The following is a 12,659-nucleotide window of genomic DNA, read 5'->3' as shown; positions in this document are numbered from 1 at the left end:
GCTGCGCTCGCCGCCGCAGGGGCGGTGGAGCCGACCGTTGGTGCCGCGCACGGTCACGCCGGCGCCCCCACCAGGTGCTTGAGCACCGAGGTGAAGAAGCCGAGGCCGTCCAGGGAGGGGCCGGTGAGGGCCTCCACGGCGTGCTCGGGGTGCGGCATGATGCCGACCACGTTGCCGGCGGGGTTGGTGATGGCGGCGATGTCGCGCTGCGACCCGTTGGGGTTGCCGCCGACGTAGCGGGCGACGACCCGGCCCTCGGCCTCCAACTGGTCCAGCGTGGCGGCGTCGGCGACGTAGCGGCCCTCGCCGTTCTTGACCGGGATGAGGATCTCCTGGCCGGACTGGAAGGCGTTGGTCCACGCCGTGCCGACCGCCTCGACCCGCAGGACCTGGTCGCGGTTGCGGAAGTGCAGGTGCTGGTTGCGGGTCAGCGCGCCGGGCAGCAGGTGGGCCTCGCAGAGGATCTGGAAGCCGTTGCAGATGCCGAGCACCGGCAGGCCGCCCCGGGCGGCGTCCACCAGGGTCTCCATCACCGGCGCGAACCGGGCGATGGCCCCGCAGCGCAGGTAGTCGCCGTACGAGAAGCCGCCGGGAAGGACGACGGCGTCCACCCCGCGCAGGTCCGGGTCGCCGTGCCAGAGCCGGACCGGCTCGGCGCCGGCGATCCGGACGGCACGGGCCGCGTCCCCGTCGTCGAGCGAGCCGGGGAAGGTGACCACACCGACCCGGGCGGTCACGGGTGCGCGCCCGCGGTCTCGTCGGTCTCGACCAGGCGGACGGTGAAGTCCTCGATGACCGGGTTGGCGAGCAGCTTGTCGGCGATCTCCCGGGCCCGGTCCAGGTCCGGTTCACCGGTGAAGTCGATCTCGATCCGCCTGCCGATCCGGACAGAGGCGACGTCGCTGACGCCGAGCCGGGGCAGCGCGTTTGCGACGGCCTGGCCCTGAGGATCGAGGATCTCGGGCTTGAGCATGACGTCGACGACGACGCGAGGCACTGGGCACTCCTGACTGTGTACGCAGTTGGGTGCCGACCCACAACGGGCGAGCGCAGCCAGCCTACCTGGCAGATACCGCCTCAGCCGCACCGGCCGGGCGCGGTTCAGGCAGTGATCAACATAACCACCGGGACGCGGGGCCGTACCATGTCCGATCCCACGCGAAACGTCCCGGAGCAGGCGGTTCACCACGCCAGGGGTCGCCAAATTGTTACATCGGCTAGTCTCGATCGCAGCCTTGCCGCCAGAATCGGCCACCCCTAGTATCCATCGATACAGGTCAATGGAAGTCCTGGCGGGTGACCCCCGCGCCCGCCGGCACGACCGACCCGGCGACCCCGGGTCCTAGGCAAGGAGTACGTCCCCATGCGTATCCGTTCCCTGCTCGCCGTGGCCGGCGCCGCCCTGGCCGGCGTCCTCGGCGTCACCAGCGGCGCCACCGCCGCACCGGCCGGCCCCCAGCCCATCATCGGCGGCGGCACCGTCTCCTCCGCACCGTGGGCCGCCGCCGTCTTCAGCAACGGCTCCTTCACCTGCTCCGGCAGCGTGATCGCCTCGACGTGGGTGCTCACCGCCCGGCACTGCGTCAGCGGCACCATGTCCGTCCGGATCGGCAGCGTCTACTACGCCTCCGGCGGCACCACCCGCACCGTGAGCGCCTCGTACACCCGCTACGACCTGGCGCTGCTGCGGCTCTCCAGCGCGGTCAGCACCTCCACCGTCTCGCTGGCCAGCAGCAACCCGCCGGTCAACTCCACCAACACCATCTACGGCTGGGGCATGACCTGCTACAGCGGCTGCGGCGCGTCCAGCCAGCTCAAGACCGCCAGCGTGCGGGTGACCAGCACGAACGTCACCGACGCGTACGGCGGCCAGGCGATCCGGAGCACCGAGATCAACGGCAACGCGTGGCGGGGCGACTCGGGCGGCCCGCAGTTCTACAACGGCCAGCAGGTGGGCGTCGCCTCCACCGCCGACGGCGTGAGCATCCAGAATTACGGCAGTGTCGCGTACAACCGGGCCTGGATCACCTCCGTGGCCGGTGTCTGACGGTTAGCACCCGCCTCGGCGCGGATGGTCGGCCACGCGCCGACCGTCCGCGCCGACCCCTTTTGCAGCATCCGATCAGGTGACCACGGCCGACGAACCGCCGCCCGCCGGTGCGACAGCATCAGAACGTGCTGGTCGTGACGACGGATCAACTGCCCGGCTACGAGATCCGCCAGATCCTCGGCGAAGTGGTGTCCTCGATGGCCAGGACGCGCAACCCGTACCGCGAGGGGGTGAAGAACCTCCGCGGCGGCGCGTACGACCCCATGGCCCCGGACAACCTGACCCGCTGGCGTACGGACTCGGTGGCCCGCCTCGGCGAGGAGGCCCGCCGCCTCGGCGCGAACGCCGTGATCGGCATGCGCTTCGACAGCCGGGACTGCGGCGAGATGTGGATGGAGATCTGCGCGTACGGCACCGCCGTCATCGTGGCCGCCAAGACCCCGGACGTCATGCCCCCGGACCAGCCGACGATCGCCGCCGACACGGCCCACGACCCGGCGATCGCCGAGGCCCCGGGCGGCATCGCCGAACCGGCCAGCGCCCCCAACCTCTCCTCGGCCGCCGAAACCCCCACCCGCAACCCGTGAGGGTCAGAGGATGGGGGGTGGGGTGTAGGCGGCCGCCCCGGGGTGGGCGAGGGCGATCTTGGCGATGCGGGTGGTCACCCGGTCGACCTGGGCGCCGGCGGTGCCCACGAAGGCGGTGCGGTCGGCGATCAGCGCGTCGATGTCGGCGCGGGACAGGCCCAGGCGCGGGTCGGCGGCGAGGCGGTCGAACAGGTCGTTCTCGGTGGCGCCCCGCTCCCGCATGGCCAGCGCCACGCCGACCGCGTGCTCCTTGATCGCCTCGTGCGCCGCCTCCCGGCCGACGCCCCGGCGCACCGCCGCGACCAGGATCTTCGTCGTGGCCAGGAAGGGCAGGAAGCGCTCCAGCTCCCGGTTGACCACCGCCGGGTACGCCCCGAACTCGTCCAGCACGGTGAGGAACGTCTGGAACAGCCCGTCGGCGGCGAAGAACGCGTCGGGCAGAGCGACCCGGCGCACCACCGAGCAGGAGACGTCGCCCTCGTTCCACTGGTCGCCGGCCAGCTCGCCGACCATCGACAGGTAACCCCGGATGATCACCGCGAAGCCGTTCACCCGCTCGCTGGACCGGGTGTTCATCTTGTGCGGCATCGCGCTGGAGCCCACCTGGCCGGGCTTGAAGCCCTCGGTGGCCAACTCCTGGCCGACCATCAGCCGGATCGTGGTGGCCAGCGACGACGGCGCGGCGGCGACCTGGGCCAGCGCGGCGAGCACCGCCAGGTCGATCGAGCGCGGGTAGACCTGGCCGACGCTGTCCAGCACCCGGGCGAAGCCGAGGTGCTCGGCGACCCGGCGCTCCAGCTCGGCCACCTTGTCGGCGTCGCCGTCGAAGAGGTCGAGCTGGTCGGCGGCGGTGCCGACCGGGCCCTTGATCCCCCGCAGCGGATACCAGTTGATCAGGTCCTCCAGCCGCTCGTACGCGATCAGCAGCTCCTCGGCGGCCGACGCGAAGCGCTTGCCCAGCGTGGTGGCCTGCGCGGCCACGTTGTGCGACCGGCCGGTCATGACCAGGCCGGAGTGCTCGTTGGCGAGCCGGGCGAGCCGGGCGAGGGTGGCCACCACCCGGTCCCGGATCAGCTCCAGCGACGCGCGGACCTGGAGCTGCTCGACGTTCTCCGTGAGGTCCCGGGAGGTCATCCCCTTGTGCACGTGCTCGTGCCCGGCGAGCGCGCCGAACTCCTCGATGCGGGCCTTCACGTCGTGCCGGGTGACCCGCTCGCGCTCGGCGATCGAGGCCAGGTCGACGTCGTCGAGCACCCGCTCGTACGCCTCGACCACGCCGTCGGGGACGGCCACGCCGAGGTCGCGCTGGGCGCGGAGCACGGCGAGCCAGAGCCGCCGCTCCATCCGCACCTTCTCCTCCGGCGACCAGAGTGCGACCAGTTCGGGCGAGGCGTACCGGTGGGCGAGCACGTTCGGGATCGTCGTCACGTGCCCCATTCTCCCGTACGCCGGGACCGCCGCCCGAGCCAGCCCGCCCCTTCGGCCGGGGCGGGCCGGCGGTGACGTCGCTGGTCAGACGCGCGGGATGTCGTGCACCTTCGCGGTCACCACGAGGGTCTTCGCCTGCTTGCCGTGCGCGTTGCGGACGGTCAGCGTGTAGGTGTGCTCCTGGACGTCGCCCTCGCCGCCGGAGCAGGGGAAGTTGACCGTCTCGCTGCCGGCCGGCGGGTAGTTGTCGCCGTACACGCCGGGGCCGTCGACCGAGAGGGCGACCGAGTCGACGTTGCCGGTCTTCCACTCCAGGACGACCGGGGTGCCGGCGATCGGGTTGACGTTGGTCCCGGCCGGGCAGGTCGGCTTCTGGGCGACCCGGAAGTATCCGATGGTGGGGCCGCTGGACTTCGTGCCGGATCCGCCGCCGCTGCTGCCGCCGGTCGACCCGCCGCCGGTGGAGCCGCCGCCCGTCGACCCGCCGCCCGTCGTGCCGCCGCCGGTCGTGCCGCTGCCTCCGTCGCCGGTGCCCGTGCCCGTACCCGTGCCACCGGCGGTGACGGCCGAGGCCCGCGCGTCGCCGGGTGCTTCCGTCACGGTCGTCTTCGCGGTGGATCCCCCGGAACCCGAGGCGGTGGACGCGCAGCCGGCGGCGGCGAGCACGACGGCCAGGCCGAGGGCGACGGGGACGACGGGGGCGGGGCGGAGCAGGACTCGACCGGGCATGGCCACTCCTCGACGGGTGCCGCCGGTGACGTCCGGGCGGGCTGGATCCACAGTAGGAACGCCCGGCAACCGGAGGTCAGTACGGCGCGGGCCGACCCGTCAGCGCCGTGTAGAGGCCGGCGGCGGCCGCCTGCTCGGAGTCGTACGCCTGGCGGACGTCGTGCGTCCCGCGCTCGTACAGGCCGATCTCCCAGCGTCCGTCGGGCGAGCGGCGCAGGAACCAGAAGTCGGGCGGGACCGGCACGTGCTCGTGCACGCCCTCGATCTCGAAGGCGTCCGGGGACAACCCGGCCGCCAGCAGCGCGGCGCGTACGTGGTGCCGGTCCACACCCGACCTCCGTTCATCCGATTCATCGTCAGCAGACGGCCGGGACGCCGCCGCGCCGGATCGGGGCGAGCCCTGGCGGCCCGGCCCCGGGCCCCAGAGGCCCCCGGCGGCGGACCGGTCGGCGACGAGCCGCGTGCCGTCGGCGTCGGTCGGGGCGGCCTGGGCCGCCACGGCGGGAAGCAGGGCCAGGGCCGCGCCGGAGAGCGCGGCCAGGGCCCAACGACGTATTTTCACGTCGAACCTCCAGGAAAAGGACCGGAGCTGCCCTCATCTTCTGGAGATCGGACCTGGGATGTGAGTTTTCGTGCTGTTTATACCGGTAAGGGGTTGGTCAGCGCAGCCGGTAGACGGTCACCGGGCCGGCGACGAACGCCGGTTCGGCGAGCCGGGCCAGCTCCGGCGACACCGGGCCGGCGGCCGGGTCGGCGAGCAGCCACCGCACGCCGTCCTCGCGACGCGCCCGGTCCAGCTCCCCGGCGGTCGGCGCGGTGAACAGCCGCTCGTTGCGGGCGAACAGCTCCGGGTCGGGGGCGGGCTGCCGGGGGTAGGAGAAGCCGTCCCGGGCGTGCCCGGCCAGGGCCGCGTCGGTGTAGCCCCAGCTCTCCACGAGCGTGCGCCGGCCGCCCAGCCCGCTCACCCAGAAGGCCCGCGCGTCGCAGTGCGCGACGGTCCGCACCGGCCGGCAGTGCACGTTGGTGGCCACCACGTCCGCCGGGCCGGCGTGGGCGTCCAGCCAGAGGGCCGCCCGCGCCTCGTCCCGGGTGAGCGCCCAGGGACGTTCGGCGGCGGTGAGCACCCGGGGCGGGTCCCCGATCCGGCGCGCGGTCCACTCTAGGCCGCCGGCCACGCTCGCCCCGCACAGCGCGGCGACCACCCCGGCCACCGCCGTTCGGAGCAGCAGGACCGCCGGGAGCCGACCCCCGGGCGACGCCGGGCCCCGGGCGCGTCGGGCGCGCAGCGCGACGAGCAGGACGGCGAGCAGCGCGGCGACGCCGGCCAGCGCCAGCACCCGGCCCGCCGGCACGGCCATCGCCCACAGCCAGGCCCACCCGGTCCGCTCGGGCGGGGCCGGCGGGTCGAGCAGCCACTGGGCCGCCGCGCCCACGGTCGCGGCGACCGCCACGACCGGCCACCACGGGCGCGCCTCGGCCAGCAGCCACGCGGTCAGCAGCGCCCCGAGCGGGACCACCGCCAGGAAGAAGTAGAGCTGGCTGACCGACGGGTGGAAGAAGGACCAGGCGCCGCCCGCCCCGGCCAGCAGCGCCCCGGCCAGCAGCCACGCCGCCGGGTCACCCCGGGTGCCCCGGCGGGCCAGGAGCAGCACGCCGACGAACCGGGGCGCCTGGAGCGCCGACCACCAGCCCAGCACGGCGAGCGCGAAGATCCATCCGGACACGCCGGCCGCCGCGAGGCCCGGCGGCAGCAGGCCGCCCGCCGCGATGCCCCCGCCCGCGCCGACGGTCTCCCGCCACGGCGCGAGGAACCGCAGCACCCCGAACACCTGCGGGGAGAGCACCCCCGCGCCGCCCCCGGCGAACAGCCGGTATCCGACGGCCATCGCCGCGACCAGCACCGCGAGCAGCGTCACGACCGCCCACGGCACCCGGCGGGCCCGCCGGGCGACGACCACCCCGGCCAGCGCCACGCCGGCGATCAGCGGGGGCAGGCCGCTGGACTTGGCCCCGGCGACGGCCAGGCCCGCCGCCGGCACCAGCGCCCAGCCCCACCCGGGCCGCCGGCCGCGCACCACGTCCGCACAGACGCCGGTGAGCAGCAGGAGCAGGGGCAGCAGGTACGTCTGCGAGGGGCTCTCCACGGACAGCGGGAGGGTGCCGCTGGCCGTCGCGGCGGAGCCGAGGGAGAGCGACACCCCGAGGTACGCGGTCGCGGCGGCGACCGGCCCGGCCCACCAGCGCCCGCTGAGGTCCCGGGCCAGCCCGGCGGTGACGACGACCGCCGTCGCGGCGACCGGCACCAGCCACAGCCGGAGCAGGACCGTCGCCGGTTCCGTACCGGTGATCATGCTGGCGCTGGCCAGGTGCGCGTCGACCAGGTAGTGGTAGCGCAGCGGTTCCCCGGCCAGTTGCGGCAGCTCGAACGGCATCGTCCGGGTCAGCTCGTGCACCAGCCCCAGGTGGTAGAGCAGGTCCTGGTAGTAGACGTGGTCCACCGGCGGCAGCGGGTTCGCCCGCCAGCCCACGGCCGCCCAGGCCACGACGAGGACCAGCACCCCGGCGACCGCGAGCGTCCAGCGCAGCGGCAACGGCCGGGGGCTGGCGATCCGCCAGTGCCGGCGCAGCCGGGGCACCGCGACGAACAGCGTCAGCACCGGCACCGGCCACCAGCGCAGCGCCGGCTGGGCGCCGGTGGCCGTGGCGAGCGCCCAGGCGGCGAGTTCCAGCAGCAGGCCGACGGCGGCACCGTGGCCCAGGTCCTCCGGCAGGTTGCCCCGGCTGCCCCGCAGCGCCCGGTGCGCGAGCGTGCCCGGCAGCACCAGGGCGAGAGCCCAATAGGCGACGTACCGGGCGACGTCGCCGCCCGGGGTGCCCGTCCACCACCAGCCGGCGACCAGCGCGCCGAGGACCGTCGACCAGGCGAGGGCCGCCGCGACCCGGCGGGCCGCCGGGCCGCCCCGACCGGCAGGCGCGTCGCGTGGGGCGGGCGCGTCCGACGCCGTCGGCGGGTCCTGCGTCAGCACCGCCGGTTCAGTCACCGGTCCGGCCAGCCGCCACCGCCACGGCCGGCGCGTCGGACGCCGGGCCGGCGGGCACCCCGCCGGGGAGGAAGGGTTCCCCGGCGGCGTCGAAGCGGGCTTCGGCGGAGTCGAAGCCGACGAGGTGGGTGGGCCGGTCCTGCACGGTGCGGTAGATCCGGCCGACGTACTCGCCGAGCAGCCCGAGGCAGATCAACTGGACGGCGCTGAACAGCAGCACCGCCACGAACAGCGAGGTCCAGCCCGGGATGGTCGCGCCGTCGGCGTACGCGACCAGGCCGAGGACGGCCAGCACCAGGCAGGCCGCGAAGCTGACCACGCCGAGCCAGGTGGCCAGCCGCAGCGGGGCGGCGGTGAAGTTCGCCGTGCTGTCCCAGGCCAGCGCGATCATCCGGCGCAGCGGGTACTTCGTCTCCCCGGCGGCCCGCGCCGCGCGGGAGTAGCGCACCTCGGCGGCGGCGAAGCCGAGCGAGGGCACCAGCAGCCGGTAGACCGGGGTGCGCTCGGGCAGCCGGCGCAGCACCTCCACCACGTCGCGGCTGACCAGCCGGAAGTCGCCCGCCTGCGCGGGCAGGTCCGCGCCGACGATGCGCCGCATCAGCCGGTAGTACAGGCCGGCGGTGCCGCGCTTGAACGGCGTGTCGGTGCTGCGGTCGGCGCGCACCCCGTACACGACGTCGACGCCCCGGTCGCGGGCGGCGGCCAGCATCTCGGGGATGACCTCGGGCGGGTCCTGGAGGTCGGCGTCGATGCTGACCACCCAGCGGCCCCGGGCCCGGTGCAGCCCGGCGGTGAGCGCGGCCTGGTGGCCGCTGTTGCGGCGCAGCCGGACCAGCCGGAGCTGGGGCCAGGACCGGGCGTGGTCGAGCAGCAGCCGGGCCGTGGCGTCGCGGCTGCCGTCGTCGACGGCGACCACCTCGTAGGTGGCGTCGGTGCGGTCGAGCACCGGCCGGAGCCGCTCGACGAACACCGCGACGACGTCCTGCTCGTTGTACATGGGGACGACCACGGACAGGTCCGGTGTCGCCCCGGCTGCGCTGATGTCCATCGCCGGCCACCCTGCCGGCCCGAGGCCACCACAGCCACACACCGAGTTGAACGCCCGGTGAACGTCGGCCGCCCGGCACCGGACGGCCGCACGGCGGCGGGTCAGCGCGGCGAGCTGCGGCGCGGCCCGGCGAGGCGGGGCGAGGCAGCGGGGCGAGGCAGCGGGGCCGGGCGTCAGCGTTCCAGGATCGCGGTGACCCCCTGGCCGCCGGCCGCGCAGATCGAGATCAGCCCCCGCCCGGAACCCGACTCGGCGAGCAGCTTGGCCAGCGTGGCGACGATCCGCCCGCCGGTGGCGGCGAACGGGTGGCCGGCGGCCAGGGACGAGCCGTTGACGTTGAGTTTGTCCCGGTCGATCGACCCGAGCGGGGCGTCCAGGCCGAGCCGGTCCTTGCAGAACTCCGGCGACTCCCAGGCGGCGAGGGTGGCCAGCACCTGCGAGGCGAACGCCTCGTGGATCTCGTAGTAGTCGAAGTCCTGCAACGTCAGCCCGGCGCGGGCCAGCATCCGGGGCACGGCGTAGGCCGGGGCCATCAGCAGCCCCTCGTCGCCGTGCACGAAATCGACGGCCGCCGTCTCCGACCAGGAGAACCAGGCGAGCACCGGCAGGTTGCGCTCGGCCGCCCACTGCTCGGAGGCGAGCAGCACCGTGGACGCGCCGTCGGTGAGCGGGGAGGAGTTGCCGGCGGTCATGGTCGCCTGTTCGGCGTCCGGGCCCCGGTGGCCGAAGACGGGCTTGAGCGAGCCCAGCTTCTCTGCGGTGGTGTCGGGGCGGAGGTTCTGGTCCCGGGTCAGCCCCAGGTAGGGGGTCAACAGGTCGTCGAAGAACCCCCGCTCGTACGCGGCGGCGAGCCGCTGGTGCGAGCGGAGCGCCAGCTCGTCCTGGGCCTGCCGGTCGACGTGCCAGCGCAGGGCGGTGCGGGCGGCGTGCTCGCCCATCGACAGCCCGGTGCGCGGCTCGGCGTTGCGCGGGATCTCCGGCTGGAACGGCTGGAGCGGACGCAGCTTCGCCGCGGTCTTCAGCCGTTCGCCGAGGGTGCGGGCGGAGTTGAGCCGGAGCAGGGTGCGCCGCATTTCCTCGTTGACGGCCAGCGGGGCGTCGGAGGTGGTGTCGACGCCGCCGGCGATGCCGGCCTCGATCTGCCCGAGGGCGATCTTGTTGGCGACGAGGATCGCCGCCTCCAGGCCGGTGCCGCAGGCCTGCTGGATGTCGTACGCCGGGGTGTGCGGGTCGAGCTTCGAGCCGAGCACCACCTCGCGGGTGAGGTTGAAGTCCCGGGAGTGCTTGAGCACCGCCCCGGCGACGACCTCGCCGACCCGCTGCCCGGCAAGCCCGAACCGCGCGACGAGCCCGTCGAGGGCCGCGCCGAGCATGTCGGAGTTCGAGGCGCTGGCATACCGCGAGTTGGACCGGGCGAAGGGGATGCGGTTGCCGCCGATGACCGCGACCCGCCGGATGCTCTGCACGATCCCGCCTCCGTTTCAGGGCTTGCCCACAACCTACTGGCCAGTAGGCTACGCCTATGACCGACAGGTACGCGAGCTTCGTCCGATCGGGGGCCGGCCGCGCGCTGGTCAAGCGCCTCGGGCTGCCCGACCCGCCACGGCTGCGCCGGCACGCCCCGGGGGATCCGCTGCTCACCGGGCCGGCCCTGCTCGGCGCGGCCACCGGCGGCCGGCTCGCCGGGCCGGTCGGCACGATCCTGACCGCCGCCGGGGTGGAGCTGCGCGACCCGGCCACCGCCGACGCCCAGGAGCGCTTCGGCGCGCTGGTGTACGACGCCACGGGCATCACCGACTCCACCGGGCTGCGCCAGCTCTACGACTTCTTCCACCCGCGGGCCCGCGCGGTGCTGCCCGGCGGCCGGGTGATCGTGCTCGGCACCCCGCCCGACGAGTGCGGCACGCCGCGCGAGGCGACCGCCCAGCGGGCCCTGGAAGGGCTGACCCGCAGCATCGGCAAGGAGTTCGGCCGGGGCGTCACCGCCCAGCTCGTGCACGTCACGGCGCACGGCGACGCCGGCACGGCCACCGGCCTGGAGGCCACCCTGCGGTTCCTGCTCTCGGGCCGCTCGGCGTACGTCTCGGGGCAGGTGGTCCGGGTCGGCGCCGGCGCGGCCGAGCCGCCGGCCGACTGGGACCGGCCGCTCGACGGCCAGGTCGTCCTGGTGACCGGGGCGGCCCGGGGCATCGGCGCGGCCCTGGCCCGGGTGCTGGCCCGCGACGGCGCGCAGGTCGTCGCGCTCGACGTCCCGGCTGCCGGGGACGAACTGGCCGCCGTCGCCAACGAGATCGGCGGCACCGCCGTGCAGCTCGACCTGACCGCCCCGGACGCGCCCACCCGGCTCGCCGGGCATCTCGCGTCCCGGCACGGCCGGGTCGACGTGGTGGTGCACAACGCCGGCATCACCCGGGACCGGACGCTGGGCCGGATGGACGCCGACCGGTGGGACAGCGTCATCGACGTCAACCTGTCCAGCCAGGAACGCATCAACGACGTGCTGCTGGAGCGCGGGCTGATCCCGGCCGGCGGGCGGATCGTCTCGGTCTCCTCGATCGCCGGGATCGCCGGCAACCGGGGCCAGACCAACTACGCCACCTCGAAGGCGGGCGTGATCGGGCTGGTGCAGTCGCTCGCCCCGGCCCTGCGCGAGCGCGGGATCAGCGTCAACGCGGTCGCCCCCGGGTTCATCGAGACCCGGCTGACCGCCCGCATCCCGCTCGTCGTGCGGGAGGCGGGCCGGCGGATGAACAGCATGGCCCAGGGCGGCCTGCCCGTGGACGTCGCCGAGACGATCGGCTGGCTGGCCTGGCCGGCGAGCGGGGCGGTCAGCGGCAACGTCGTGCGGGTCTGCGGCCAGAGCCTGCTGGGGGCGTGATGACCGACGCGGACACGCAGGGCCGGACCCTGCTGGAGCTGCCCCGGCTGCCGCAGGCCGGCCCGCTCTACCGGCGGGCGCTGCTCGGGGCGCTGCCCGGCCCGGGGCGCCGGCGCGGCGACGCGCTGCCGCAGGTCGAGCTGGCCGTCGCCGGGGTCACCGTCGACCGGGCGCACCTGGCCGACTACGACCGGGTCTGCGGGTTCCGGCTGGCCGACCGGCTCCCGGGGACGTACCCGCACGTGCTGGGGTTTCCGCTGGCGCTGCGGCTGATGACCGCGCCGCAGTTCCCGCTGCCGCTGGTCGGGCTGGTGCACGTGGCCAACCGGATCACCGTGCGCCGGCCGGTCGAGGCCGGCGAGACGCTGGACTTCCGCGCGTACGCCGAGCACCTGCGCCCGCACGAGCGGGGTCGGCAGGTCGACGTGGTGCTGGTCGGGGCGGTCGGCGGCGCGGAGGTGTGGCGCGGCGTGTCGACGTACCTGGGCAGGGAGCGCACGGCCGGCGGCGGCGCGCGGCGCGACCGGGGCGAGCGGCCCGCCGCGCCGGCCGCCACCGCCTCCTGGCGGGTGCCGCCGAGGGTGGGCACGGACTACGCGCGGGTCTCCGGCGACCATAACCCGATCCACACGTCCCGGCTGGGGGCGCGGCTGTTCGGCTTCCCCCGCCCCATCGCGCACGGCATGTGGAGCAAGGCGCGCTGCCTGGCCGCGCTGGAGAGCCGGCTGCCGGAGGCGTACGCGGTCGAGGTGGCGTTCAAGCTGCCGGTGCCGCTGCCGTCCACGGTGGCCTTCACCGCCACCGCCGACGGCCCGGCCTGGGAGTTCGCCCTGCACGACGCGCGCAGCGGCAGGCCGCACCTGGCGGGCTCCGTGCGCTGACCGGGGTTTCTTGCGCT

General features: G+C 75.1%; 11 protein-coding genes and 1 pseudogene. 4 read left to right on the top strand and 8 right to left on the bottom strand.

The genetic code is table 11. From position 1 onward, the window contains the following. Window positions 1–53: 53 nt before the first annotated feature. Entirely contained in the window at window positions 54–737 is a 684-nt protein-coding gene (gene purQ, locus O7633_RS19930) for a phosphoribosylformylglycinamidine synthase subunit PurQ (protein WP_282323496.1), read from the bottom strand. Then, entirely contained in the window at window positions 734–997 is a 264-nt protein-coding gene (gene purS / locus O7633_RS19925) for a phosphoribosylformylglycinamidine synthase subunit PurS (protein WP_043961200.1), read from the bottom strand. The genes purQ and purS overlap by 4 nt, the downstream gene beginning before the upstream one ends. Window positions 998–1,363: 366 nt before the next feature. On the opposite strand from purS, the gene O7633_RS19920 reads away from it, so the two are divergent. Together O7633_RS19920 and O7633_RS19915 are read left to right on the top strand one after the other, a co-directional pair. Further along, window positions 1,364–2,047, top strand: a complete 684-nt coding sequence (locus O7633_RS19920) for a DUF1986 domain-containing protein (RefSeq protein WP_278130648.1) — start codon at window positions 1,364–1,366, stop codon at window positions 2,045–2,047. 24 nt (window positions 2,048–2,071) lie between these two features. After that, window positions 2,072–2,637 (top strand): annotated as a pseudogene (locus O7633_RS19915) (YbjQ family protein). Window positions 2,638–2,640: 3 nt separating this feature from the next. Here the strand turns inward: O7633_RS19915 and purB are convergent. The 6 genes from purB to O7633_RS19885 all read right to left on the bottom strand — a co-directional run bounded on the left by purB (window position 2,641) and on the right by O7633_RS19885 (window position 10,349). Beyond that, the gene (gene purB, locus O7633_RS19910) at window positions 2,641–4,065 is read right to left on the bottom strand and encodes an adenylosuccinate lyase (protein ID WP_282323495.1); all 1,425 of its coding nucleotides are present in this window, start codon (window positions 4,063–4,065) and stop codon (window positions 2,641–2,643) included. A gap of 84 nt (window positions 4,066–4,149) precedes the next feature. Beyond that, window positions 4,150–4,794: a hypothetical protein gene (locus O7633_RS19905; RefSeq protein WP_282323494.1), complete on the bottom strand. Its 645-nt coding sequence runs from the start codon at window positions 4,792–4,794 to the stop codon at window positions 4,150–4,152. Window positions 4,795–4,870: 76 nt separating this feature from the next. Continuing rightward, entirely contained in the window at window positions 4,871–5,356 is a 486-nt protein-coding gene (locus O7633_RS19900; protein ID WP_282323493.1) for a hypothetical protein, read from the bottom strand. A 97-nt stretch (window positions 5,357–5,453) separates the two neighbouring features. Continuing rightward, window positions 5,454–7,835: a hypothetical protein gene (locus O7633_RS19895; protein WP_282323492.1), complete on the bottom strand. Its 2,382-nt coding sequence runs from the start codon at window positions 7,833–7,835 to the stop codon at window positions 5,454–5,456. Then, window positions 7,828–8,883 (bottom strand): glycosyltransferase family 2 protein, encoded by a 1,056-nt coding sequence (locus O7633_RS19890; RefSeq protein ID WP_282323491.1) that lies wholly within the window; start codon window positions 8,881–8,883, stop codon window positions 7,828–7,830. Before O7633_RS19890 ends, O7633_RS19895 begins: the two co-directional genes overlap by 8 nt. Window positions 8,884–9,056: 173 nt before the next feature. Next, window positions 9,057–10,349 (bottom strand): acetyl-CoA C-acetyltransferase, encoded by a 1,293-nt coding sequence (locus O7633_RS19885; protein WP_282323490.1) that lies wholly within the window; start codon window positions 10,347–10,349, stop codon window positions 9,057–9,059. A 56-nt stretch (window positions 10,350–10,405) separates the two neighbouring features. On the opposite strand from O7633_RS19885, the gene O7633_RS19880 reads away from it, so the two are divergent. Beyond that, window positions 10,406–11,761 carry a 3-oxoacyl-ACP reductase gene (locus tag O7633_RS19880; RefSeq protein ID WP_282323489.1) on the top strand — a complete coding sequence of 452 codons (1,356 nt, stop codon included), beginning with the start codon at window positions 10,406–10,408 and terminating at the stop codon, window positions 11,759–11,761. Further along, window positions 11,761–12,642, top strand: coding sequence for a MaoC/PaaZ C-terminal domain-containing protein (locus O7633_RS19875; protein ID WP_282323488.1), 882 nt, complete (start codon window positions 11,761–11,763; stop codon window positions 12,640–12,642). Before O7633_RS19880 ends, O7633_RS19875 begins: the two co-directional genes overlap by 1 nt. Window positions 12,643–12,659: the final 17 nt, after the last annotated feature.

Source organism: Micromonospora sp. WMMD712 (genome assembly GCF_029581295.1).
Taxonomy (GTDB): domain Bacteria; phylum Actinomycetota; class Actinomycetes; order Mycobacteriales; family Micromonosporaceae; genus Micromonospora; species Micromonospora carbonacea.
The sequence above is the reverse complement of the archived record's forward strand: the minus strand, read 5'-3'. Positions and strand labels throughout refer to the sequence as shown.

Excerpts from the sequence above, each read along its gene's own strand:
- O7633_RS19920 (WP_278130648.1), top strand. The coding sequence starts at position 1,364 with ATGCGTATCCGTTCCCTGCTCGCCGTGGCCGGCGCCGCCCTGGCCGGC.
- O7633_RS19905 (WP_282323494.1), bottom strand. The coding sequence starts at position 4,794 with ATGCCCGGTCGAGTCCTGCTCCGCCCCGCCCCCGTCGTCCCCGTCGCC.
- O7633_RS19890 (WP_282323491.1), bottom strand. The coding sequence starts at position 8,883 with ATGGACATCAGCGCAGCCGGGGCGACACCGGACCTGTCCGTGGTCGTC.
- O7633_RS19880 (WP_282323489.1), top strand. The coding sequence starts at position 10,406 with ATGACCGACAGGTACGCGAGCTTCGTCCGATCGGGGGCCGGCCGCGCG.
- O7633_RS19875 (WP_282323488.1), top strand. The coding sequence starts at position 11,761 with ATGACCGACGCGGACACGCAGGGCCGGACCCTGCTGGAGCTGCCCCGG.